General features: G+C 61.3%; 23 protein-coding genes. 8 read left to right on the top strand and 15 right to left on the bottom strand.

All coding sequences use genetic code 11. The features are described from left to right. Positions 1-75: 75 nt before the first annotated feature. The 10 genes from pqqE to pedF all read right to left on the bottom strand — a co-directional run bounded on the left by pqqE (position 76) and on the right by pedF (position 10,061). Complete coding sequence (pqqE, locus tag LOY56_RS11390; protein WP_258621821.1) at positions 76-1,209, bottom strand: pyrroloquinoline quinone biosynthesis protein PqqE; 1,134 nt, start codon at positions 1,207-1,209, stop codon at positions 76-78. Beyond that, positions 1,206-1,958, bottom strand: a complete 753-nt coding sequence (gene pqqC / locus LOY56_RS11385) for a pyrroloquinoline-quinone synthase PqqC (protein WP_258621820.1) — start codon at positions 1,956-1,958, stop codon at positions 1,206-1,208. The genes pqqE and pqqC overlap by 4 nt, the downstream gene beginning before the upstream one ends. A 66-nt stretch (positions 1,959-2,024) precedes the next feature. Continuing rightward, positions 2,025-2,939 (bottom strand): pyrroloquinoline quinone biosynthesis protein PqqB, encoded by a 915-nt coding sequence (gene pqqB, locus LOY56_RS11380; RefSeq protein WP_258621819.1) that lies wholly within the window; start codon positions 2,937-2,939, stop codon positions 2,025-2,027. 54 nt (positions 2,940-2,993) lie between these two features. After that, positions 2,994-3,065 (bottom strand): pyrroloquinoline quinone precursor peptide PqqA, encoded by a 72-nt coding sequence (pqqA, locus tag LOY56_RS11375; RefSeq protein WP_010455123.1) that lies wholly within the window; start codon positions 3,063-3,065, stop codon positions 2,994-2,996. Between the two features lie 220 nt (positions 3,066-3,285). Continuing rightward, positions 3,286-4,806, bottom strand: a complete 1,521-nt coding sequence (locus LOY56_RS11370) for an aldehyde dehydrogenase family protein (protein ID WP_258621818.1) — start codon at positions 4,804-4,806, stop codon at positions 3,286-3,288. Between the two features lie 162 nt (positions 4,807-4,968). Continuing rightward, positions 4,969-6,744, bottom strand: a complete 1,776-nt coding sequence (locus tag LOY56_RS11365; protein WP_258621817.1) for a PQQ-dependent methanol/ethanol family dehydrogenase — start codon at positions 6,742-6,744, stop codon at positions 4,969-4,971. 261 nt (positions 6,745-7,005) lie between these two features. Next, a complete protein-coding gene (locus LOY56_RS11360; RefSeq protein ID WP_258621815.1) occupies positions 7,006-7,944 on the bottom strand; it encodes a quinoprotein relay system zinc metallohydrolase 1 in 939 nt (312 codons plus the stop codon). Positions 7,945-7,959: 15 nt separating this feature from the next. Further along, the gene (locus LOY56_RS11355; RefSeq protein WP_258621814.1) at positions 7,960-8,721 is read right to left on the bottom strand and encodes a quinoprotein dehydrogenase-associated SoxYZ-like carrier; all 762 of its coding nucleotides are present in this window, start codon (positions 8,719-8,721) and stop codon (positions 7,960-7,962) included. Continuing rightward, entirely contained in the window at positions 8,718-9,596 is an 879-nt protein-coding gene (locus tag LOY56_RS11350) for an ABC transporter substrate-binding protein (protein WP_258621812.1), read from the bottom strand. The genes LOY56_RS11355 and LOY56_RS11350 overlap by 4 nt, the downstream gene beginning before the upstream one ends. Before the next feature lie 3 nt (positions 9,597-9,599). Further along, positions 9,600-10,061 carry a cytochrome c-550 PedF gene (gene pedF, locus LOY56_RS11345; protein ID WP_048394661.1) on the bottom strand — a complete coding sequence of 154 codons (462 nt, stop codon included), beginning with the start codon at positions 10,059-10,061 and terminating at the stop codon, positions 9,600-9,602. Positions 10,062-10,312: 251 nt separating this feature from the next. On the opposite strand from pedF, the gene exaA reads away from it, so the two are divergent. After that, the gene (gene exaA / locus LOY56_RS11340; RefSeq protein WP_258621809.1) at positions 10,313-12,220 is read left to right on the top strand and encodes a quinoprotein ethanol dehydrogenase; all 1,908 of its coding nucleotides are present in this window, start codon (positions 10,313-10,315) and stop codon (positions 12,218-12,220) included. Positions 12,221-12,415: 195 nt separating this feature from the next. Next, the gene (locus tag LOY56_RS11335; protein ID WP_258621808.1) at positions 12,416-13,057 is read left to right on the top strand and encodes a pentapeptide repeat-containing protein; all 642 of its coding nucleotides are present in this window, start codon (positions 12,416-12,418) and stop codon (positions 13,055-13,057) included. Positions 13,058-13,095: 38 nt separating this feature from the next. On the opposite strand, the gene LOY56_RS11330 is transcribed toward LOY56_RS11335, so the two are convergent. From LOY56_RS11330 to LOY56_RS11320, 3 genes are read right to left on the bottom strand one after another with little or no spacing between them, the layout of a single operon-like run. Next, the gene (locus LOY56_RS11330) at positions 13,096-13,734 is read right to left on the bottom strand and encodes a response regulator transcription factor (protein ID WP_258621807.1); all 639 of its coding nucleotides are present in this window, start codon (positions 13,732-13,734) and stop codon (positions 13,096-13,098) included. Next, entirely contained in the window at positions 13,731-14,993 is a 1,263-nt protein-coding gene (locus LOY56_RS11325; protein ID WP_258621806.1) for a sensor histidine kinase, read from the bottom strand. The genes LOY56_RS11330 and LOY56_RS11325 overlap by 4 nt, the downstream gene beginning before the upstream one ends. A gap of 2 nt (positions 14,994-14,995) precedes the next feature. Beyond that, positions 14,996-15,118 carry a hypothetical protein gene (locus tag LOY56_RS11320; RefSeq protein ID WP_258621805.1) on the bottom strand — a complete coding sequence of 41 codons (123 nt, stop codon included), beginning with the start codon at positions 15,116-15,118 and terminating at the stop codon, positions 14,996-14,998. A gap of 157 nt (positions 15,119-15,275) precedes the next feature. On the opposite strand from LOY56_RS11320, the gene LOY56_RS11315 reads away from it, so the two are divergent. The 6 genes from LOY56_RS11315 to LOY56_RS11290 all read left to right on the top strand — a co-directional run bounded on the left by LOY56_RS11315 (position 15,276) and on the right by LOY56_RS11290 (position 20,505). Continuing rightward, a complete protein-coding gene (locus LOY56_RS11315; protein WP_258621803.1) occupies positions 15,276-16,466 on the top strand; it encodes an ABC transporter substrate-binding protein in 1,191 nt (396 codons plus the stop codon). 33 nt (positions 16,467-16,499) lie between these two features. Further along, positions 16,500-17,459: a YVTN family beta-propeller repeat protein gene (locus LOY56_RS11310; RefSeq protein ID WP_258621802.1), complete on the top strand. Its 960-nt coding sequence runs from the start codon at positions 16,500-16,502 to the stop codon at positions 17,457-17,459. Further along, positions 17,456-18,199, top strand: a complete 744-nt coding sequence (locus LOY56_RS11305; protein WP_258621801.1) for an ABC transporter ATP-binding protein — start codon at positions 17,456-17,458, stop codon at positions 18,197-18,199. Before LOY56_RS11310 ends, LOY56_RS11305 begins: the two co-directional genes overlap by 4 nt. Continuing rightward, the gene (locus LOY56_RS11300; protein ID WP_258621799.1) at positions 18,196-18,987 is read left to right on the top strand and encodes an ABC transporter permease; all 792 of its coding nucleotides are present in this window, start codon (positions 18,196-18,198) and stop codon (positions 18,985-18,987) included. The genes LOY56_RS11305 and LOY56_RS11300 overlap by 4 nt, the downstream gene beginning before the upstream one ends. Positions 18,988-19,222: 235 nt before the next feature. After that, positions 19,223-19,780 (top strand): PQQ-dependent catabolism-associated CXXCW motif protein, encoded by a 558-nt coding sequence (locus LOY56_RS11295; protein ID WP_258621797.1) that lies wholly within the window; start codon positions 19,223-19,225, stop codon positions 19,778-19,780. A 59-nt stretch (positions 19,781-19,839) separates the two neighbouring features. Then, positions 19,840-20,505: a response regulator transcription factor gene (locus LOY56_RS11290; protein ID WP_095055052.1), complete on the top strand. Its 666-nt coding sequence runs from the start codon at positions 19,840-19,842 to the stop codon at positions 20,503-20,505. 115 nt (positions 20,506-20,620) lie between these two features. Here the strand turns inward: LOY56_RS11290 and nahK are convergent, their stop codons facing one another. After that, positions 20,621-23,254 carry a hybrid sensor histidine kinase/response regulator NahK/ErcS' gene (nahK, locus tag LOY56_RS11285; protein WP_408980362.1) on the bottom strand — a complete coding sequence of 878 codons (2,634 nt, stop codon included), beginning with the start codon at positions 23,252-23,254 and terminating at the stop codon, positions 20,621-20,623. Continuing rightward, a complete protein-coding gene (gene nosP / locus LOY56_RS11280) occupies positions 23,184-24,347 on the bottom strand; it encodes a nitric oxide-sensing protein NosP (protein WP_258621795.1) in 1,164 nt (387 codons plus the stop codon). The genes nahK and nosP overlap by 71 nt, the downstream gene beginning before the upstream one ends. Positions 24,348-24,561: the final 214 nt, after the last annotated feature.

The following is a 24,561-nucleotide window of genomic DNA, read 5'->3' as shown; positions in this document are numbered from 1 at the left end:
ATGGATGGCAGCCCGCCCCGGGGACACCGAAGATTCCTGTGGGAGCTCCCACAGGGATTTGTGTCAGCTCACGATTCATCCACGATAGATCAGCCGCGAAGCCTTTTCATTGCGCAAGGTCAGGTGCTCCATGCCCTGCCCCGGCGCGTTGGCTTCGTCCCGGGCCTTGAGAATAACGTCGTGGTGCGGCGACTTGCTGCACACCGGGTCAGCGTTGCTGGCATCGCCGGTGAGCATGAACGCCTGGCAGCGGCAGCCGCCGAGGTCCTTGTGCTTTTCATCGCAGGAACGGCACGGTTCTTTCATCCAGTCATCGCCGCGAAAACGGTTGAAGCCGAAGGAGTCGTTCCAGATGTGGTCGAGGCTGTGCTCGCGCACGTTCGGAAACTGCACCGGCAACTGGCGGGCGCTATGACAAGGCAACGCCGTGCCGTCCGGGGTGATGTCGAGAAACAAGTTGGCCCAGCCATTCATGCAGGTTTTGGGGCGTTCTTCGTAGTAATCCGGGGTCACGAAAATCAGCTTGCACGGGTGGCCCTCGGCCTCAAGCCGCTGGCGGTATTCATTGGTGATGCGCTCGGCGCGCTGCAACTGTTCGCGGGTCGGCAACAGGCCGACGCGGTTGAGCTCGGCCCAACCGTAGAACTGGCACGTCGCCAATTCGACGAAATCCGCCTCCAGCTCCAGGCACAGTTCAATGATCTGCGCGATCTGGTCGATGTTGTGCCGATGGGTGACGAAGTTCAGCACCATCGGGTAGCCCTGGGCTTTCACCGCCCGGGCCATGGCCAGTTTCTGGGTAAAAGCCTTGCGCGAGCCGGCGAGCAGGTTGTTCACCTGTTCATCGGCGGCCTGAAAACTGATCTGGATATGGTCCAGCCCGGCGATCTTGAAGTCGCGGACCTTCTGTTCGGTCAGACCAATGCCTGAGGTGATCAGGTTGGTGTAGTAACCCATGTCCCGCGCGGCCTTGATCAACTCGGCCAGGTCCTGGCGCACCAACGGCTCGCCCCCGGAAAAACCCAGTTGCGCAGCGCCCATCTCCCGCGCCTCGCGGAACACCCGAATCCATTCCTCCGTGCTCAACTCCTCGCCCTGTTGGGCGAAGTCCAGCGGGTTGGAGCAATACGGGCATTGCAGCGGGCAGCGATAGGTCAGCTCCGCCAGCAACCACAGCGGTGGGCCGGGTTGCTGTTCGATCAGGCTCACAGGATGATCCCCCGGTGCCAGACCTGCTCGGTGGTGACGGTGTGATACGGCGGGCGATCCAGCTCGTAGGCCATGCTCATCGCGTCGAGCATGCTCCACAGCACATCGAGCTTGAACTGCAGAATCTCCAGCATGCGTTGCTGGCCTTCGACCGTGACGTAGTGCGCCAGGGTGATGCGCAAACCATGCTCGACATCGCGCCGGGCCTGGCTCAGACGCGTACGGAAATAGTCGTAACCGGCCGGATCGATCCATGGGTAATGGGTGGGCCAGGCGTCGAGCCGAGACTGGTGGATTTGTGGCGCGAACAATTCGGTCAGCGAGCTGCTGGCCGCTTCTTGCCAGCAAGCGCGACGGGCGAAATTGACGTAGGCGTCCACGGCAAAACGTACGCCCGGCAGCACTAGCTCTTGCGAGAGGATTTGTTCACGATCCAGCCCCACGGCTTCGCCCAATCGTAGCCACGCTTCGATGCCGCCTTCACTGCCGGGGACGCCGTCATGGTCGAGGATCCGCTGCAGCCATTCCCGGCGCACGTCGCGGTCCGGGCAGTTGGCGAGGATGGCGGCATCCTTGAGCGGGATGTTCACCTGGTAATAGAAGCGATTGGCGACCCAGCCCTGGATCTGCTCGCGGGTGGCACGCCCGGCGTACATGGCTTGGTGGAACGGGTGGTGGATGTGGTAATAGGCACCCTTGGCGCGCAGGGCTGCTTCGAATTGGGTGGGGGTCATGGGAGTGTCAGTCATTGCGGTTCTCCGGGGAATAACCGTTGGGTTCTGCGGTGTCTGATCTTGCCCGCGATGGGGCCTCCGCTACAGCTCAATACTCATGCCGTCATAAGCCACTTCAATCCCACGCCGCTCCAACAAGGCGCGCTCGGCCGAGTCTTCATCGAGGATCGGGTTGGTGTTGTTGATGTGGATCAGCACCTTGCGCTGGCGATTGAAGCCCTCCAGCACGTCGAGTATGCCGCCGGGGCCGCTTTGTGGCAGATGGCCCATTTCGCGGCCCAGGCTCTGGCCGACTTCGCACACGCGCATTTCATCGTCGCGCCACAGCGTGCCGTCCAGCAGCAGGCAGTCGGCGCGCTGCATCCAGCTCAATACCTCGGCGTCGACCTGTCCCAACCCCGGGGCATAGAAAACCGATGCACCACTGCGCAGGTCTTCGATGAACAGGCCGATGGTGTCGCCCGGTTGCGGATTGCCGCGATTGGGCGAGTACGGCGGTGCATTGCTGACCAACGGAATCGCGCGAAACTGCAGGTGTGGGCAGGCCGCGATGCTGAATGGCTCGCGATCCAGCTCGATGGGTTGCCACTGCAAGCCACCGTTCCAGTGTTTGAGCATGGTGAACAAGGGAAAGCCGCTGCTCAGGTCTTCGTGAACCCGCTCAGTGCACCAGACCGAATGCGGACAGCCTTCGCGCAGGCTCAACAGCCCGGTGCAATGGTCGATTTGACTGTCCAGCAGAACGACGCCGGCAATCGCCGTGTCGCGCAGGCGTCGAGCCGGTTGCATCGCCGGAAAGCTTTCGAGTTGCGCGCGAATATCCGGTGAAGCATTGCAGAGCACCCACTCCACACCGTCGTCGCTCAGGGCAATGGACGACTGCGTGCGGCGTTGTGCGCGCAGGTTGCCGTGGCGCATAGCCGCGCATTGGCGGCAGTTGCAGTTCCATTGCGGAAAACCACCGCCGGCGGCGGAACCGAGAACACGGATGTGCATGGGATGGCTCCAGAAGGCAGGCCCGGCCAACGCGACGGCCGACCGGGCGATCAATCAACGGTTGGCGAAATACATCGTCACTTCGAAGCCAATGCGCAGATCGGTAAACGCGGGTTTATTCCACATGGGGCAATCCTCTTCTTGTGCCGGACAATTCCGGTAAGTCCATTAATGCACGGGGGATGAGATGACCGAATGCTACTTTCGAAGGAGGGTGTGGGGTGCGTTGGTAGGGGGTGTTGCGCAGATCTTTAGCTCCACACAAAACCCTGTGGGAGCGGGCATATGTGGCGAGGGGCTTGCCACACAGACTCGTTCCCACAGGGCTTGTGGGGTGCTTATGGGATTAGAAGAACCCCAACGGATTGATGTCGTAGCTCACCAGCAGGTTTTTGGTCTGTTGGTAATGGTCGAGCATCATCTTGTGGTTCTCACGGCCGACACCGGACTTCTTGTAGCCACCGAACGCGGCGTGGGCCGGGTACAGGTGGTAGCAGTTGGTCCAGACGCGCCCGGCCTTGATCGCCCGGCCCATGCGGTAGGCACGGTTGATGTCGCGGGTCCACAGGCCGGCGCCGAGGCCGAACTCGCTGTCGTTGGCAATCGCCAGGGCTTCGGCTTCGTCCTTGAAGGTGGTGATGCCCACCACCGGACCGAAGATTTCTTCCTGGAACACGCGCATTTTGTTGTGGCCCTTGAGCAGGGTCGGCTGGATGTAATAGCCGGTCGACAAATCGCCCTCAAGACGCTCGGCCGCGCCGCCGGTGAGCAGTTCGGCGCCCTCCTCCTGAGCGATTTTCAGGTACGAGAGGATCTTGTCGTATTGCTGCTCGGACGCCTGGGCGCCGACCATCGTCTCGGTGTCCAGCGGGTTGCCGCGCTTGATCTTGACGATCTTCTTCATCACCTCGGCCATGAACGGCTCGTAGATCGACTCCTGCACCAGCGCCCGGGACGGACAGGTGCAGACTTCGCCCTGGTTGAAGAACGCCAGCACCAGGCCTTCGGCGGCTTTCTCGATGAACTGCGGCTCGGCATTCATGATGTCTTCGAAGAAAATGTTCGGCGACTTGCCGCCCAGTTCAACGGTGCTTGGAATGATGTTCTCGGCCGCGCAATGCATGATGTGCGCGCCCACCGGGGTGGAACCGGTGAAGGCGATTTTGGCGATGCGCTTGCTGGTGGCTAGCGCCTCACCGGCTTCGCGACCGAAACCCTGAACGATGTTCAGCACGCCGGCCGGCAGCAAGTCGGCGATCAGCTCGGCGAACACCATGATCGACAGCGGCGTTTGTTCGGCGGGTTTGAGCACGATGCAGTTGCCGGCAGCCAGGGCCGGGGCGAGTTTCCAGGCAGCCATCAGCAGCGGGAAGTTCCACGGGATGATCTGCCCGACTACGCCCAATGGTTCGTGGAAATGATAGGCGGTGGTCAGTTCGTTGATCTCGGCGGCGCCGCCTTCCTGAGCGCGGATGCAACCGGCGAAATAACGGAAGTGGTCGGCAGCCAAAGGCACGTCGGCGTTAAGGGTTTCGCGCACGGCCTTGCCGTTGTCCCAGGTTTCGGTGACGGCGAGGATTTCCAGGTTCTGCTCGATGCGGTCGGCGATTTTCAGCAGCACCAGCGAGCGATCCTGCGCCGAGGTTTTACCCCAGGCATCGGCGGCGGCATGGGCGGCGTCGAGGGCTTTTTCGATGTCGGCGGCGCTGGAGCGCGGGAACTCGGCGATCACTTCACCGGTAACCGGTGAGGTGTTGGCGAAGTACTCGCCGTTGACCGGGGCAACGAATTCGCCGCCGATGAAATTGCCGTAGCGCGGTTTGAAGGAAACGACGGCGCCGGGTGTTCCGGGTTGTGCGTAGATCATGGTGGGCCTCTGTCTGGGTCGATGCCTGTCAGGCCAACAGGCGATGAACCGATAGTAGAGAGCCCCGCCTGCCAGACGAATGCGCCGTTGGCAGGGGGATTCTCGTTATTTGGTAGTAGGTGATCGTTCCCACGCTCTGCGTGGGAACGATCAGTGCAGCGATCAGTGTTTGGCTACCAGATCTTTAGGCAACTTGAACGTCCAGAGCATGCCGCCCTGGTTGAAGTCCTTGACGCGCTTGGCCACTTCGCCGCCCCACAGCGGTACCGCGCCGCCCCAGCCGGAAAGCACCGAAACGTATTGTTCGCCGTCCATTTCCCAGGTGATGGGCGAGCCCAGCACGCCGGAACCGGTCTGGAATTCCCAGACTTTCTCGCCGGTCTTGGCGTTGAACGCTTGCAGAAAACCTTCTGGCGTACCGGTGAACACCAGGTTGCCCTTGGTGGTCAGCACCCCGCCCCACAGCGGTGCGAAGTTCTTGTGGCGCCAGACTTCCTTGCCGGTTTTCGGGTCGATGGCGCGCAGCACGCCGATGTAGTCTTCATTCAACGGTTTGATGGTGAAGCCGGCACCGAGGAACGCCGCGCCTTTCTTGTAGGCGATGCCTTCGTTCCAGATGTCCATGCCCCACTCGTTGGACGGCACATAGAACAGGCCGGTGTCTTTGTTGTAGGCCATCGGCATCCAGTTTTTCGCCCCAAGGAACGCTGGCGCGACGAAGACTGAACTGCCTTTGGCGTCAGAGCCCGGCGCCCCCGGACGACCGGCTTCGTTGTAGATCGGCCGGCCATTTTTATCCAGGCCGCTGGCCCAGGTGATCTTGTCCACGAACGGGAAGCCGCGGATGAATTTGCCGTTGGTGCGATCGAGCACGTAGAAGAAACCGTTACGGTCCGCCGTGGCTGCGGCTTTGATTTCCTTGCCCCCTTCGCTGTAATTGAATGACACCAGTTCGTTCACGCCGTCATAGTCCCAACCGTCGTGAGGGGTGCTCTGGAAGTGCCATTTGATCGTGCCGTCATCCGGGTTCAGCGCCAGACGCGACGACGAGTAGAGGTTGTCGCCAGGACGCAGGTGCGAGTTCCAGGGAGCCGGGTTGCCGGTGCCGAACAGCAGCAGATTGGTTTCCGGGTCGTAGTAGCCGCCCAGCCAAGGCGCCGCGCCGCCGGTTTTCCACAGATCGCCCGGCCAGGTCTTGCCCGCTTCGCCGCCGGAGATGCCGTTTTCTACCGCTTTGCCGTCCTTGTAGACATAGCCCATGTGGCCTTCAACGGTTGGTCGGCTCCACAGCAGGCTGCCGTTTTTCGGATCGTAGGCTTCGATCTTGCCCACCACCCCGAACTCGCCACCGGCCACGCCGGTGATCAATTTGCCGTTGATCACCAATGGCGCGGCGCTGATGGAATAACCTTCCTTGTGGTCGGCGACTTTCTTGCTCCACACCACTTTGCCGGTGTCTTTGTTCAGGGCCACGAGTTTGGCGTCGAGGGTGCCGAAAATCACCAGATCGCCATACAGCGCAACGCCCCGGTTGATCACGTCGCAGCACGGGCGGATGTCATCGGGCAGGCGCGCATCGTATTGCCAGAGCTTTCTGCCGGTGCGCGCATCCACCGCGAACACCCGCGAGTAGGAGCCGGTCATGTACATCACGCCGTCCTTGATCATCGGCTGTGCCTGCTGACCGCGCTGCTTTTCCCCGCCGAACGAAAAGGCCCAGACCGGGCGCAGATCCTTCACGTTGTCGACATTGAGGGTGTCCAGCGGGCTGTAGCGCTGACCCTGGACGCCCAGGCCATTGGTGACGACCTGCTCCGGGTTCTTCGGGTCCTGGAGGATGTCTTGATCGGAGACTGCGGCCAATGCCTGGCCAGACAACAGCATGGCACTGAGCAGCATGCTCAAAACGAAGGGTTGGCGACGTGCGGGTTGGGTCATGACGGCTGCCTCTGCGGTTTTTGTTATACCCGGGAAATTTTCCCGGTCTGGTGCAGATTCTTGGGCGCCGCCGCCCTTGCAACAATTGCCCGCAATGCGGAGATTGCTAGTTCCTTAGTACCGGGTCGGAGGGAATGGGTCGCGGATTGATCGTTCCCACGCGCAGCAAAGGAATGCCTCAACGGACGCTCCGCGTTCGGCTCTGGATGGGACGCGGAGCGTCCCGGGCTGCATTCCCACGCGGGAGCGTGGGAACGATCATCACTTGCGCATGCCCGAATCAACACGGGTCATCTGCCCCCGTTCGTAACGAGGGTACAAATGACTGACACTGCGAATCAGCTCATAACGGCTCAAGCTGATCCCCGCGAAACGTTGAGGGATGGGGCTGCGGATCATCTCGGCCATGTCGCTGCCATGAGCGGCGCCATCGCGCATCAGCTGGTCCAGCCAGGTCAGGTAATCGCGCATTTGCTCGAACGGTTGTGTGTCCGTGGCCACCGGCCCATGGCCGGGGACGATCAGCGTCCACGGCAAATCTTGCAGGGTCGCGATGTCCGCCAGCCACACCGACAACCCCGGGCTGTTGGGCGTGGTCAGCGCACGTTGATAAAACACCAGGTCCCCGGCAAACAGCACGCCGGTTTTCTGGTCGAGAATAGCCAGATCCGCGCCGGTGTGCCCACCCAGACTCAGCAGGCGCAAATCGTGGTTCCCAAAACTTTGCACGCCGGGCGTCAGCGTCTGCGTCGGCAACACCACTTCGGTGCCGCGCATCCAGTCACCCACCAGTCGATACATGTTTTCCGCCATGGCCTCACCCTGTTGCTGCAACAGTTCAGTGGTACCGGCCAAGGCTCCGATCGGCACGTCGGTGAAAGCCTGATTGCCCAGCACATGATCAGGATGGTGATGGGTCAGCAGCACCTGGATCACCGGTTTATCGGTGGTCGTCGCAATTGCTTTGCGCAGCGCTTCGCCATAGCGCTTCGACGGCCCGGTGTCGATCACCACCACGCCTTTCTCGGTGACGATGAACGCGGTGTTGACGATGTTGCCACCGTTGCTCTTGGCGAAATTATCGGTGCTGCCTTCCAGCAGCCAGGTGCCTTCGGCGATCTGTCGGGACTTGAGTGCGTAATCGGGATCGGCCAGGGCCGGCAGGCTCAGACTGATGAACAACAGCAGCATCCAGCGCATCACACGCTCCTTGGGTCAGGGTATGGCCGCATCGAATTGATTGCCGCTGTTGTCGCGCAGCACCAGGCGCGTCTGCCCTGCTCCTTCGATATCGAAGGCCAAATTGGGGTTTTCGCTGACCGCCGGGAACAACTCAAGACGCGCCAGCAATTGATCGTTTTGATCGCGCAGCTCGGCGTGATTGATGAAAAATTCCGGGATGCCGCTGACCATGCCGTTGTCCATCGGATGTGCCACCTGCAAACGCACGCGACTGAATTCACCACGGGGATAACGACCGCCGAACACTTCGCCGATGTGTTCCTCCCAACCCGGTTGGGTGCGTACAACGCTTGGCGCCGTGCAACCGCCGCCCGCCGCATCGATCAGGGTCGAGCCGACATGCCACAGCCCATCGCGGGTCAGTACCGCCGCACGTAATGGCGTGGCCTGTTCAACGCGGATACGGATCGACAGCCATGGCAACACACCGGTCAAGGGTTCGAAATCGACGATTTTCGGCAACGGATTGAGTTCGGCCCAGGCGAGGATTCGCACCACCTCACCCTTGAACGCCCGGGCGTCAATTTCCAGCGGCACTTGCCGCGCGTTTTCGGCAAACGGCGGCGCCAGCAGCTTGACCCGTTCGTCAAACATGAACGGTGCATCACCCAGCATCTGCTTGTGATAGAAGGCCCACATCACCGACGGCACCGGGTCTTTACCCGGCTCGACATCCACCGCATGCGCGGCCAAGGGTAACCAGCAGGCCAACAGACAACTCGCTCGCCAGTTCACTGTTGATACATCTCGGGTACGTCATACCGCAGGCCGTAACGGGTATAAATGCTTTTGACCGTGCCCTCGAGAATCAACGCTTCCAGCGCCTCTTCCACGGCGTAGGCCAATTGTCGGTTGCTTTCATGCACCGCCATGCCGATCTCCCAAAGCTGCTTGCCCATGTTCGGATAGGCGTTTTCCGCCAGCGCCACTTGCGGGTCGCCGGCCTGATGGACTTGCCAGTCGATCTCGCCGCGCATGGCCATCACCGCGTCGACTTCACCGGCCTTCATGGCAGCAAACGCCAGGGGCACGCTCGGGTAATGATGGGTCTTGGCGGCCAGCATGCCATTGAACACCGAGGTCAGGTAAAACGACGGCACGCTGTCGACTTCAACGCCAATCGGGTGTTGCTGAAACACCGCGACGCTGGCCACTGAGTCCAGTCGACGACGGTCATAAGCCACTTGCCATTGTTCGCTCTGGTACGGCCCGAACATCACCACATGGCCGTTTTCCAGCTCACCCAGTTCATTGCGTTTCTGTGAGTAATCGCGATCGTACGGCACGCGCATCATCAGGTCGGCCAACTGCTGATTGTGCAACTGACTGGCCCGCCAGATGTAATCGCGCAGGTCGTCGTCGAGCTTTTCCCCGGCGGGTGCCCAAATCAGTTTCAGGCGTACTCCCATGGCCTTGGCCAGGGCCTGGGCGAGTTCGACATCGACCCCGCGAGCCTCGCCAGCGTCTTCAAAGCTGTAGGGCGCGAAGTCCTTGTACACCGCGACTTTCAGCTCGGCGGCGGCGATCATTTCGTCATAGGTACGGACCTGCGCCTGCGCTGTCTGGCAACACAGCCACACAGCGCCGATCAACACCGCGAGCACACGCATGGGTCACTCCTCGACGTGCACGCTGTCCAGGTAGGTGCGCACCGCCCACAAGGCTTCCTGACTCAGGTAGTCGGCCATTTTCGGCATGTACACCCGGCCGTCACGCACGGCACCATGGCGCACGCGTTCGACGAACCATTCATCACCGGCCTCGCCGACGTCGAGCATGCGCAAGTCAGGGGCGATGCCGCCGGACTTGGCTTCCAGGCCATGACAGGCCGCGCAGTTCTGGTTGTAGGCCGAAGAGCCGATTTGCACGGCTTTATCGCGTTCCGGGGAGGAACGGTAAGGGTTCGCCGCCGCCCAACCATCGGCATCGACCTGCACGCCGGCATCCTTGATCGGGGTCAGCCCCTGGGTTTCGACGGCTTGGGGTACCACGTTGCCGTGGGCCCAGACGGAACCTGCGTTGATGAAACCGGCCAGCAGTCCGGCAACGAGCAAGGCGTTGCGTTTTGTTGTCATTGTTATGCCCTCAAGATTGCACGCAAAACCTCTTGGCAGAGGCTAGGCCCCATCTTAGGAACCCCGTCGCGCCAGCCGTATGCTGCTTTGGTGGCCGCGGCCTACTCCCTTGGTAGTAGGGCTTGTGGGGCACGCCCAAATCAGGTGCTGTACGGGAAGTTTTCCCGGCAACAGCGGGACTTTTTCCGTATCCGCCCTCTCTCGGGCGCAGCACCCTGTGCAGGCCAAAACCTCCACTGGGAACTGCAACCATGACAATAAGATCGCTACCCGCCCTTTCGCCGCTGAGACTTTCCCCTCTGAGCCTTGCCGTGCAGGCTTTTCTGTTGGTGGGCAGCCTGTCCCTGAGCACTGCAAGCTACGCCGCGACTGCACCGGCCACCCCCACTCGCACCGTCAGCTGGGAAGACATCGCCAACGATCACCTGACTACCCAGGACGTGCTGCAATACGGAATGGGCACCAACGCCCAACGCTGGAGTCCGCTGGCCCAGGTCAACGACAAGAACGTGTTCAAGCTGACCCCGGCCTGGTCGTACTCGTTCGGCGACGAGAAGCAGCGCGGCCAGGAATCCCAGGCCATCGTCAGCGACGGTGTGGTGTACGTCACCGGTTCCTACTCACGGGTGTTCGCCCTGGACGCCAAAACCGGCAAGCGCCTGTGGACCTACAATCATCGCCTGCCGGACAACATTCGTCCGTGCTGCGACGTGGTCAATCGCGGTGCGGCGATTTACGGCGACAAAATCTATTTCGGCACCCTCGATGCGCGGCTGATCGCCCTCGACAAGAACACCGGCAAAGTGGTCTGGAACAAGAAGTTCGGTGATCACGCCGCCGGTTACACCATGACCGGCGCACCAGTGCTGATCAAAGACAAAACCAGCGGCAAGGTGCTGCTGATTCACGGCAGCTCCGGCGATGAGTTCGGCGTGGTCGGCCAGCTGTTTGCCCGAGACCCCGATACCGGCGACGAAGTCTGGATGCGGCCCTTCGTCGAAGGTCACATGGGGCGCTTGAACGGCCAGGACAGTACTCCGACCGGCGACGTCAAGGCGCCGTCCTGGCCGAATGATCCGACCACTGAAACCGGCAAGGTCGAGGCCTGGAGCCACGGTGGCGGCGCCCCTTGGCAGAGCGCCAGTTTCGATCCGCAGACCAACACCATCATCGTCGGCGCGGGTAACCCCGGCCCCTGGAATACCTGGGCTCGCACCTCCAGGGACGGCACCCCCCACGACTACGACAGCCTTTACACCTCGGGCCAGGTCGGCGTCGACCCGAGCACCGGTGAGGTGAAATGGTTCTACCAGCACACCCCCAACGATGCCTGGGATTTCTCCGGCAACAACGAGCTGGTGCTGTTCGATTACAAGGACAAGGACGGCAAAACGGTCAAGGCCACCGGCCACGCGGACCGCAACGGCTTCTTCTATGTGGTCGATCGCAACAACGGCAAATTGCAGAATGCGTTCCCCTTCGTCGACAACATCACTTGGGCCAGTCACATCGACTTGAAGACCGGTCGCCCGGTGGAAAACGAGGGTCAGCGTCCGGCCAAACCGCTACCGGGAGAAACCAAAGGTAAACCGGTGGAAGTCTCGCCGCCGTTCCTCGGTGGCAAAAACTGGAACCCCATGGCGTACAGCCAGGACACCGGGCTGTTCTACATTCCCGGCAATCAATGGAAGGAGGAGTACTGGACCGAAGAGGTCAACTACAAGAAGGGCTCGGCCTATCTGGGCATGGGTTTTCGCATCAAGCGCATGTACGACGATCACGTCGGCAGCCTGCGTGCGATGAACCCCACCACCGGCAAGGTGGTCTGGGAACACAAGGAACCCCTGCCGCTGTGGGCCGGCGTGCTGGCGACCAAGGGCAATCTGGTGTTCACTGGCACCGGCGACGGTTTCTTCAAGGCCTTCGATGCGAAAACCGGCGTAGAGCTGTGGAAGTTCCAGACCGGCAGCGGCATCGTCTCGCCGCCGATCACCTGGGAACAGGATGGCGAGCAATACATCGGCGTGACCGTCGGCTACGGCGGCGCGGTGCCGTTGTGGGGCGGCGACATGGCTGAGCTGACCAAACCGGTGGCTCAGGGCGGGTCGTTCTGGGTGTTCAAAATCCCGAGCTGGGACAGCAAGGTGGCGAAGAAGTAACTCCGTTCCTCTGTGATGAAGGGGCTTGCCCGTGGCGAGGGAGCTTGCTCCCACTGGGCCGTGAAGCGGCCCCCTTCATTTCCGGCGGCGGCGGGTTGCCCGGGTTTACGACTGCTGCGCAGCCGAGCGGGAGCAAGCTCCCTCGCCACACTGGATGGGTGATTATCCAGCCGCTCTACATAACGAGATTTCGCCATGAACTACCCGTCTCTTCTGCTTTTGCTGGCGCTACCTATGGTTTGCGCTGCCGACGACACACCACTGATCATCAACAACTGCACCCTCGCCGAACACAGCCAATGCCCGGGCATAGATCTCAGAAATGCGAACCTGAGTAATCAGGACCTGCGCAGCATGAACCTCAGCGGCGCCGACTTGCGCGGTGCCAATCTGCGTCACGCCCGGCTAGACCTGGCCAATCTGGAGAAAGCCAACCTGCAAGGCGCCAACCTGACCCGTGCCAGCCTGCAACAAAGCAACCTGCGCCTGGCCGACTTCACCGGTGCCACGTTGATCGCAATCCAGGGCTGGGGGATGTTCGCCCAAGGGGCGCAGTTTCAGGACGCCAACCTCAGCGCCGCCTACCTGCAATTTGCCCGCCTCTCCGGCGCCAAATTGCACAACGCCAACCTGCAAGCGGCCGACCTGGAAATGACCTGGCTGAACAAGGCCGATCTCAAGGGTGCCAACCTCAGCGACGCCAATCTGCAAGAAGCCAAGTTTGGTGAAAGCAATCTGGAGCAGGCCAACCTCAGCGGTACGCGTCAGCATTATGGGAATTTTCAGGATGCAAATATGGAGGGTTGCATGGGGTGTCCGACGACGTGGGACAAATGAACTGAATCCAAGCACACAATGGTAATGCAGTGTTTGAATTAGCAGGCCACCCGCACCACCCCCATATCAATCCCCAAATGCACCAGTTCGGCATGGGAGCTGACCTGTAGTTTGCTTTTAAGCAAGGTCAGGTGATTGGAAACGGTTTTGCTGCTGATGCTCAGTTGTTCAGCGATCAGCCGGGCCGGGGTGCCTTTGGCTAGCATCACGAAAATCTCCAGTTCGCGCCGGGTCATGCTCTGCAAGCGCGGGTCGCTGGCGTCCTGTTGCGGGTGGCAGGCCAGTTGTGTGGCCAGCGGTTGTTCGATGTAGGCATGGCCGGCGAGGGTCCGTCGCACGGCCTCGATCAACACCTGCGGCGCCGAGTTTTTGGTCAGGTAGCCCGAGGCTCCGGCGTCCAGTGCCTGACGCACCAGAGGCAATTCATCGTGCATGCTGAAAAACAGCACCCGCAGTTGCGGCAAACGTTGACGCAGACGCCGGGTGGTTTCCAGGCCGCTGATGCCCGGCAGGCCGAAATCCATGATCACCAGTTGCGGCACGGCTTCCTGCACCCGAATCAGTGCCTCTTCGCCGGTGGCTGCTTCACGCACTTCAATCGCCGGCAACAGCGCCCGCAACAGACTGGCATAGCCCTGACGGACCACCGCGTGGTCATCGACCAGCAGAATATTCATGACGCCTCCAAAGGCATGCTCAAAGCCAACGCCCAACCGGCGCCGGGGTGGCTGATGATGCGCAGTTCGCCGCCCAGGCTGCGGGCACGCTCGAACATCGAGTACAAACCGACGCCCGGCCGCTGCGGCTGTTGCGCGCCGCGACCGTTATCACGGATCAGCAAGCGTAAATGCCCGCCATGGTGTTGCAGGCGAACTCGCACCTGACTGGCCTCGGCATGCCGCGCGATGTTGGTCAGGGCTTCCTGCAACAGACGATAGAGATGGGTTTTGTTCGGCGCAGACAACGCCGGCAATGGCTCGCCAACCGTTAATTGGCACGCGATGCCTTGCCGGCTCTGCCATTGTTCCAGCAACAGGCCGAAGGCTTCGGACAATGGCAAATGCTGCAGCACCACGGGATAGAGGTCGTGCACCAGTGCCCGAAAGCCTTGTTGCAGGTGTTCACAGTTTTGCTCCAGCAGCCGTGCCGTGCGCTCGACGGTTTCCGGTTGATCCATCGCCAGTCGCAGCAGACAGGCCTGAGCGCGAATCCCGGCCAGGTACTGACCGAGATCATCGTGCAGTGTCTGGGCCAGGTGCGTGCGCTCCTGCTCCTGCACCGCCAGCAGTGTCTGGGTCAGTCGGGTGTTGTCGGCGCGGGTCTGTTCCAGGGTCGCGGTCATGCGGTTGAAATGCGCCGCCAGTTGCCGTGCTTCCGGCAGTCCTTCGGCGCGCAGGCGCACTTTGAGCTGGCCGCCAGATACCTGCTGCAACGCCCACAACAGTTCATCCAGCAGGCCCATGCCCCGGTGCACCGCCCAACGAATGGTCAACAGGCTCAACACCAGCGCCAAGCCACAGAGACCCAGTAGCTGTTGCAGGGAATCCCAGACTTCATCGATCTCATCTCGCGGATCGACGGCAATCTGTACCCGCCGACCATCCTGCAACTCCAGCACCTGCGCATTGTGTCGGGCCTCGGCGAACATTAGTCGACCGAGCCAGGCATCCAGCCCCTCCTGCACCGGCAGTTGCGCCGCTTCGCCCGGCTCCAGCCAGCGCACCCGCACATGACGCAAGCTGCGGGTCAGTCGAGGTTGCAGGCTAACCGGGTCACGTTCGGCGGTTTCGCCCAAGTATTCGACCACCGCTTCGGCCGATTGCAGTTCGCGCCCCACATCCGCCAACGCCTGATGCAGCAGCAACCCCATGCACGCGACCGTGACCAATGCGAAAAAGCCGCAGACCCAAAGGTTGATCCGCCACAGGGCCGACATGCCTAGCGCCCCGGTGTCGCGGACAAGACCGGCACAACGGCGAGTCGCGAGCTGTGGAGTTTATCGACGCCGATCAGGCTCAAAATCAGCAACAACGGCAGGAGCAGTGCTTTGAGAATACGCATGGTCGATCTCCCCCTGAGTGATGGCCGTTGTTGCCCATGCTAAAACCGCGCCGCCCAAGGCGAGTTACTACCTTGGTACTGGCTCACTGGTACTTTCTGCATATTTCCCCTTCCGTTCAGGGTTCCTATGCTGACGCTACCTGTGATGGAGTGCCTTATGCGCCAGCTCGCCCCTTATGCCTTGATCTACTTGCTGGCAATTGCCTGCGCCGCCGGGGTGGCGACCCAGACTCAGGCGGCGGATGCGCCGCTGCAGGTGCAGATCGGCTACCTGGGCTATCGCCCCGCCCCCGGTCCGTTGCTGTCGAATGTCCATGTCATTCCCGAACCAACCGATGCCGGCCTGCGTGGCGCCGAACTGGCGATTACTGACAGCAACAGTACCGGGCGTTTTCTTAACCACCGCTACGACCTGGTCAGCGAAAATGTCAACAGTCCCGAAGCCTTGCTTGAGGCGGCCAAAATCCAGCACCAACAAGGCCTGCGACTGTTTGTAGTGAATGTGCCAGCCAACAATCTGCGCCAACTCAGCGCGGCGTTGCCCGACAGCCTGCTGTTCAATGCCGGCAGCCCCGATGACAGCTTACGCACTACCGATTGCCTGCCGAACGTGCTGCACAGCCTGCCAAGCCGCGCGATGCTGGCCGATGCGCTCGCGCAATTTCTGGTGCTGCGCAAATGGCAACGGGCGCTGCTGATCGTCGGCCCGACCGCGGACGATCAAGCCTATGCCGCCGCCCTGCGTCGGGCGGCCAAACGCTTCGGCTTGCAACTGGTGGCAGAAAAAGCCTGGAGTTTCGATAACGACCAGCGCCGCAGCGCCCAGGCCGACATGCCGCTGTTCACCCAGACCGCCGAGTACGACGTGGTGCTGGTGGCCGATGAACGCGGCGACTTCGGCGAGTACGTGCCCTACCAGACCTGGTATCCACGGCCGGTTGCCGGCACTCAGGGCCTGACGCCCGTGGGCTGGCACAAGACCGTGGAAACCTACGGCGCCGCGCAGTTGCAGAAACGCTTTGAAGCCCTGACCGGACGCTGGATGAACGACCGGGATTTCGCCGCCTGGATGGCCGTACGCAGCATCGCCAGTGCGGTGGGCAAACTGCGTCAGGCCGATGCCATGGCGATTCGTCAGTTGGAAATCAGCGATCAATTGCCACTGGACGGCTTCAAGGGTCGCAAGCTCAGTTATCGGCCGTGGAACGGTCAGTTGCGCCAGCCGATCCCCATCGTGCAACCCCGGGCACTGGTCAGCACTTCGCCGCAAGACGGTTTCCTGCACCCCGTCAACGAAATGGACAGCCTGGGTTACGACAAAGCCGAGGTCAGCTGCCGCTTTCTCTGAAAGTCCTACAACCACAACAAGAAGGAATCTGCCATGCGCCGCACCCTGCTTTCATGCGCTCTACTGCTCGCCGCCGGGCATGCGGCGGCCAGCACCGCCTGGGTTTCCAACGAAAAGGACAACAGCCTGAGCCTGATCGACATGCAGACCCTGCAAGTCACCGATACCCTGCCCGTCGGCCAGCGACCGCGTGGCCTGTTGCTGTCCCACGACAATAAGCTGCTGTACATCTGCGCCAGCGATTCGGACCGGGTCCAGGTGATGGACGTCGCCACCCGCAAGATCATCAAGGAACTGCCCTCGGGCAAGGACCCTGAGCAATTCGCCCTGCATCCCAACAATCGCTGGTTGTACGTCTCCAACGAGGACGATGCGCTGGTGACGGTGATCGACACCGAAACCTCCAAGGTGCTCGGGCAGATCAGCGTTGGCGTCGAGCCTGAAGGCATGGCCGTCAGCCCCGACGGCAAGTGGGCGGTGAACACCAGTGAAACCACCAACATGCTGCACTGGATCGACACCAGTACCCAGACCCTGGCCGACAACACCCTGGTCGATCAGCGGCCGCGTTTCGTCGAATTCAATCCCGATGGCTCGCAACTCTGGGCCTCGGCGGAAATCGGCGGCACGGTGACGATTCTCGACGTCGCCAGCCGCAAGACCCTCAAGACCCTGACCTTCCAGATCAAAGGCGTGCACCCGGACAAAGTCCAGCCGGTGGGGATCAAACTCAGCGCCGACGGCAAGTACGGTTTCGTCGCCCTCGGCCCGGCCAACCATGTGGCGGTGATCGACGCCAAGACCTTCGAAATCCTCGATTACCTGCTGGTGGGCCGACGGGTCTGGCAGATGTCGTTTACCCCGGACCAACGGCAATTACTGGCTACCAATGGCGTCAGTGGCGATGTGTCGGTGATCGATGTCGACAGCCTCAAGGTCAGCAAATCGGTGAAGGTCGGGCGCTATCCGTGGGGCGTGGTGGTGACGCCATGAACGCCCTTGAAGTCAGTGACCTGAGTTTCGCTTACGGCCAGCGCGAGGCCTTGCGTCAGGTGAGTTTCAGCCTGGTACCCGGGCGTTTTGCCGCGCTGCTGGGACCGAACGGCGCGGGCAAGTCGACCCTGATCGCCCTGCTCACTCGCCTTTACGATGTGCAGCGCGGTGATATTCGGGTCGGTGGCTGTTCGTTGCGCAACGCGGCACGCCCGGCGTTGAAGCAATTGGGTGTGGTGTTCCAGCAGAGCACCCTGGATCTGGACCTCAGCGTCGAGCAAAACCTGCGTTATCACGCCGCGCTGCATGGCCTGTCCCGACGCCAGACCGGACTTCGGGTCGACGCCGAACTGGCACGTCAGGCCCTGACCGAACGCCGTCGCGAACGGGTGCGCGAACTCAATGGCGGCCATCGCCGCCGGGTGGAAATCGCCCGCGCGTTGCTGCACGAGCCAAGCCTGTTGCTGCTCGACGAGGCGAGCGTCGGCCTCGATCCGGCCAGTCGCCTGGCGCTCAACCAACACATCCGCAGCCTGTGCCGCGAGCACACCATCAGCGTGCTCTGGACCACTCATTTGCTGGATGAAGTACAGCCCAGCGACGACTTGCTGATCCTGCATCAAGGCCGTTTGGTGGCCAGCGGACAGGCAGACGCGTTGAGCCTAGAACATGGCGGTGACCTCGGTTCGGCCTTCGCTCGCCTGACCACCTCGGTCTCTTCAGGGGCAGTCGTCCAATGAACGCTTACTGGCAATGTTTCAGCGGTATCGTACTGCGCGAATGGCTACGCTTTGTGTTGCAGCGCACGCGATTTCTCAGCGCACTGGTGCGGCCATTGCTGTGGCTGCTGGTGTTCGCCGCCGGTTTTCGCGCGGCACTCGGTATCGCCATCATCGAGCCCTACGACACCTACATTCCCTATGAGGTTTACATCATCCCGGGCCTGGCCTGCATGATCCTGCTGTTCAACGGAATGCAAGGTTCACTGTCGATGGTCTACGACCGGGAGATGGGCAGCATGCGCGTGTTGCTGACCAGCCCCCTGCCCCGGACTTTCCTGCTGTGCAGCAAATTGCTGGCAACCTCGCTGATTTCGCTGTTGCAGGTGTATGCCTTTCTGGCGATTGCCTGGCTGTACGGCGTGCAACCGCCGGCCATCGGCCTGTTGCTGGCCTTGCCGGCGTTGCTGCTGGTGGCGTTGATGCTCAGTGCGCTGGGCCTGTTGCTGTCCAACGCCATCCGCCAGCTGGAGAACTTTGCCGGGGTGATGAACTTCGTGATCTTCCCGCTGTTTTTCCTGTCGTCGGCACTGTATCCGCTGTGGAAAATGCGCGAGTCCAGCGAGTGGTTGTATTGGCTGTGCGCCTTGAGCCCGTTCACCCATGCGGTGGAACTGGTGCGCTTTGCGCTGTATGAACGCTTCAACCCGGTCGCGCTGGCGGTGTGTGTGGGGCTGATGCTGGTGTTTACCCTGCTGGCAGTACTCACCTTCAACCCGCAGCATGCCGCTTTGCGCAAAACCGGCTGACTACTCCGGATCGTTCCCACGCTCTGCGTGGGAACGCAGCCAGGGACGCTCTGCGTCCCAAGAGCGGACGCGGAGCGTCCGGTGAGGCATTCCCACGCGGAGCGTGGGAACGATCAAGCACCCGGCAATCCAGGGAAAATTACTACTTTAGTACTGGTTCACCTGTCTATCGTCGCATTCACAACGCACCGCTACTGGCATGTAATGGGTTCATAACTATAAGGACTGAACCCCCATGCCGCGTGCACGATGTGTTCTGCTGTGCCCTTCTCTCGCCGCGCTGTCGCTGAGCCTGTTGCTGGGCGTTGCGCAGGCTGAAACTGCGCTGTTCTCCGCCGAGGGTTATCGCATCGGTTTATACCGCAGCCCGACCCCGACTCAGCTTCAGGGCGCGAGTATCATCGATACGCCGGCCCTGCAAAACCTGCTCAAGCACACGCCGCAGCCACTGCTGATCGATGTCTATCGCCAGCAATGGCTGCAAAGCCGTTTCATCGAAGACCAGCCCCACGAAAACCTGCCCGGCAGCCATTGGCTGGCCAATACCGGTGACGGCGACCTGACGCCCCCGTGGCAGCAATATTTCGCGCGCCACCTGCAGCAATTGACGGCGGGCGATCTGACTCGACCGTTGGTCTTTTACTGCCGCTCCGATTGCTGGTTGAGCTGGAACGCGGTAAAACGCGCCGCTTCCATGGGCTATAAAACACTGTATTGGTACCGCGACGGACTGGATGCGTGGCAAGCGGCAAATCTGCCCGTGACGCCGGCCCGGCCCGAGCCCTTTCCCTGACGTGAACGCTTGCGAGTTGTTGCCACACCCTGATCAAAAAAATAATGAGGTGAAAGGCCATGTACAAAATTCTGATTGCCGACGATCACCCGCTGTTTCGCGAAGCCATTCATAACGTCATCAGCGACGGTTTCCCCGGCAGTGAGGTCATGGAAACCGCCGACCTCGACAGTGCCCTGGCCCTGACCCAGGAACACGACGACCTTGACCTGATCCTGCTCGACCTGAACATGCCCGGCATGCACGGCCTCAATGGCCTGATCAACCTGCGCAACGAGGCGCCGACCATTCCGGTGGTGATCGTCTCGGCCGAGCAGGACAAGCAAATCGTGCTGCAAGCCATCACTTATGGCGCGGTGGGGTTTATCACCAAATCGTCGCCACGGGTGCAGATGACCGAGGCCATCCAGCAGATCCTCAATGGCAATGTGTACCTGCCGCCGGACATCATCCGCACGCAAAAAAGCAGCACTCATCGCCGGATGAATGACACCCCGAGCTTCCCGCCGGAGTTGCTCCAGGCACTGACACGCAAGCAGTTGCTGGTACTTGAGCGCATGACCAAAGGCGAATCGAACAAACAGATCGCCTACACCCTGGAAATCGCCGAAACCACGGTCAAGGCCCATGTCTCGGCGATCTTGCGCAAGCTCAATGTGCACAATCGGGTGCAGGCGATTTTGAGTGCCGGGGATATTGATTTCGGGTCGTATTTGCGGCGCTGATGATCGTTCCCACGCTCCGCGTGGGAATGCAGCCCGGGACGCTCCGCGTTCCAAGAGTCCCAAGAGCGGACGCAGAGCGTCCATTGAGGCATTCCCACGCAGAGCGTGGGAACGATCAGGGCCGCCCAAGCAAATGACTCATCGCCGTCTTGAGCTTCATCGGCCGCACCGGTTTGTGCATCAGGGTGTGGCCCAGTTCGCGGATCTGCTGTTTGAGTTCGTTGCTGTAGTTGGCAGTGATCATCATCGCCGGGATCGCTGAAGCGCGACGGGCGTTGATACGGGCCACGGCGTCGACGCCGTTCTTCTCGTCATCCAGGTGATAGTCGGCGATCAGCAGGTCGGCTTCGGCGTGATAGTTGTCCACTTGCCGCGCCAGGTCCTCCTCCGACAGCGCCGTGATCACACGGCAGCCCCACCCTTCGAGCAAGGTGCGCATCCCGGCACAAATGGCCGCGTCGTTGTCCAGCACCCACACCCGTGCACCGCGCAGGCGCTCGAGCATCGGCTCACTCATCAGCAGGCTCGGCAATGCCTTCGGCGCCGTGGCACTCAAGGGTACTTCGACGGAAAACATCGAGCCTTTGCCCGGCCATGAACGCACGTGAATCCGATGGCCGAGAATGCGGGCGATTTTCTCGACGATCGCCAGGCCCAGCCCCAAGCCGCGATCCTGATCCGGGCGCTGCACGTCACCGCGTTTGAACTCCTGAAAAATCTCCTCCAGACGGTTTTCCGCAATGCCCATGCCGCTGTCCCAGACTTCGATGGTCAACCGCTGATGATGACGTCGGCAGCCGAGCACCACTCGCCCGCTGTAGGTGTAGCGAATGGCATTGCTCAGCAGATTACGCAGGATCCGCGCGAGCAACTGAATGTCGCTGCGCACCAGCGCCGAACACGGGATGAAATGCAGTTCAAGCCCTTCGCTGCGGGCCACTTGGGTGTATTCGGCGGCAAGATTTTCCAGCAACTCGCTCAGGGCGAACGGCGCAATGTCGGCCTTGATCACCCCGGCATCGAGTTTGGAAATGTCCACCAGGGTGCCCAGCAGATTTTCCACGTCTTCCAGGGAATTGCTGACGTTGCGCACCAGAATTTCGTTAGCCACCGGCTCCCGGCGCTCCAGCAAGGCGCTGGTAAACAGCCGCGCGGCATTCAACGGTTGCAGCAGGTCGTGACTGACGGCGGCGAGAAATTTGGTCTTCGACAGGTTGGCCTGCTCGGCTTCAAGCTTGGCCTCGCGCAAGCGTGACTCCACGCGGCGGCGCTCGTCGATTTCGCGCAGCAATTGGTCATTGAGGGTGGTCAGTTCGGTGGTGCGTTCACGCACCCGCAACTCAAGATTCTGATAGGCCTGATGCAGCGCCTCGGCGGTGCGGCGGCGCTCAGTGATGTCGCGGATCAACACGAAAATCCCCACCACCTCCCCGGTGGCCAGGCGATTGGGCACGTAGGAGCGCAGCATGTAGCGCTCCTGATTGTTGATGTTGGTTTCGGCAAACTCGAACGTCACGCTCTCGCCGGCCAGGGCCCGCTCCACGTAGGCTTCGAGGCGCTGATAATGCTGTTCGCTATGCACTTCGCGCAGGCTCTGCCCGAGCATCACGCCCCGGGGCCAGCAGTACCATTCTTCGTAGACCTTGTTAGTGAATTCATAGACCAGATCGGCATTCAGGTAGGCAATCAGCGCCGGCACATGATCGGTGATCAGGCGAATCCAGCGCTCGCTTTCGCTAAGCGCTTCGGCGTGCTGATAGCGCTCGGTGATGTCGGTGAAGGTGTTGACGAAACCGCCGGTGGGCAACGGATGGGTGCGGATTTCCAGCACCCGGCCATCGTAGAGGCGCTGCTCGCATTCCTGCACATGCCGCCCGTTCGGATCGCGACTGGCCGGGGTCAGCAGGTTCAGTTCGCTGTCGGCGATTACTTCGGCGAATGGCCGATGGGCCGCCACCGGGGCCAAGCCGCTGAGTTCCAGGAAACGCCGGTTCCACAGTTCCAGAATGCCCTCGGCGTTGACCATCGCCACCCCTTGGGACAGGTTGTCGACCGCCCGTTGCAACAAGTGCGACTTCTGCGCCACAGCCTGCTCGCGGCGCAGGGTTTCGCTGAGTTTGACGTCGGTAATATCAGTGAACAGGATCACCCGCCCACCTTCCTGAGTCGGCCGTTCGCTGACTTGCAGCCAGCGCCCGTTGTGCAGGCGATAGAGCAGGTTTTCGTCGGCATGCCCGCGAGGTTCTTCGCTGAACAGTCCGGTCGCAGTCATCAACCGTTTGACTTCGCGCAGACGCATGCCGGCGGTGATCCGCACCCGGCTGTTGCCCCAAAACGCCTTGAAGCGGCTGTTGAACAGTACGATCCGCTGCTCGGCATCGAACAGCACAAAGGCATCGGAAATGCTTTCGATGGCGTCGATCAAGTGTTGATGGGCGGTTTCGGCCCGCAATCGCGCTTCGCTGAGCAAATGATTGCCAGCCTTGAGTTCGGCCATGGCCTGGTTCAGGGCGTCGGTGCGCTCACGCACCTGCTCGGCCAGCACCACCGAATGTTGGAACGCCGCATACGGGTCGTTGCCCCGGGTGATGCCGGACTCGATGCGCTCGATCAGCGCGCCATTGATGCGCTGCAGTTTATGGTTTTCGTGGCGCAGGCTGGCGATCTGCGCCTGAAGGTCAGCGCTGTCCAGGGGAGCGGCCTCGGGCAATGGCAACCCCGGTGAAGGTCTGGTTGATGTGCATGCCATTGAACTGTTCTCCGTAGGTGTTGAAACCCATCACCCGCTGGTCCCGCAGAAACGCGCCTATCTGCTCGAGATTGCCGCCGTCTTCCAGCTCCAGACGCCTGAGAAAGCAGTCGCAGCCGATGGTCAGCAACAGGTCGCCGAGACGCGCCTGCAAACCGTCGAACAGGTTTTGCAGATTCGGCAGCATGGGGCCGGGGGTCATGACAGTGAGGACGATGCCGTTTTCCACCGCACAGTAAAAACTCAGGCTCAGGTCTGGATGAACCTGCTGGATCGCCCGCACGTAATACTGATCGTTGATTCGCACCGCCAACGGGTGCGCGGCAAAAATTCGATAATCGAGGTCGGCCACCGCCACGCCGATGTGCCGGGCGTACTCCTCGGCGGCCGGTTCGGCGTTGAGTTCAAAAACTCGGCGCGAGGCGCTGTCCGCCGCGGTGACCACCAGTTTCTCGGCCCTGGGCAGGATGTGGTGGGTGGTGAAGACTTCGAAGTCCAGCCAGGTATTGACCAGCACCACCACCGCCGCGCCGCTGTGAAACTCTCCGCCGAAATACACGTGGGTGTGGGTCAGGTAATTGTCGTCGCCGGCCGAACCGCCGAAATGCGGAATGTCGCCCAACGCCGCGCTCAGGGCAGCGAGAACCATTTCTTCACGGCTGGACAAGCCATCGAGCAGGGTCAGGGCAAAGCTGTTGCCCTTGATCGGCGCCAGGGTATTGCTGCGACAACCACTGACCAGTCGCTCGACCATTTGCTGGGCATCGATCAGGCTGAAATGCTCCATCTCGTCGATCAGTTCGGTGGCGATGGAAAAGTGCCGATGATCGAAGCCCACCGCCGTCACGCAGCTGCGGCCATAACCTTGGGGGGTGATTTCCCCGGCGCTGGTGCAGCCCACCAGACGAATGCCGCCGAAGCTCTGTTGCAACGCCTTCCCCAGCGCCTGCAAGTCGTACTCGGCGGAACAGAAGAACAGCACGAAGCCCAAATGCGGGTGCAAAAGTTGTCGCGCCAGATCCTGAGCCGCTTGTTGGGCATCGGTGGCTTGGGACATGGCACTGACCACACCGTCGTTCTGAACCTGCTCCATCCTCGCCCCTCGCCGGTGCGCCTGTATGAGGCACGAGTGTACGAAGCCTGCGGGCGGCGGCGAATGCTACTTGGGTAGTGGGTGGGTGGTTCGATGGGATGAGAGGGGGATTTGCACGATTGCGTGGCTGGAGCTTTTGTGGCGAGGGGGCTTGCCCCCGTTGGACTGCGCAGCAGTCCCCAAAATTGGCCGATGCGCGACCAGAATCGGGGCC

The sequence above is a fragment of the Pseudomonas sp. B21-048 genome (genome assembly GCF_024748615.1).
Taxonomy (GTDB): Bacteria; Pseudomonadota; Gammaproteobacteria; order Pseudomonadales; family Pseudomonadaceae; genus Aquipseudomonas.
This window is presented reverse-complemented; position numbering and strand designations above follow the sequence as displayed.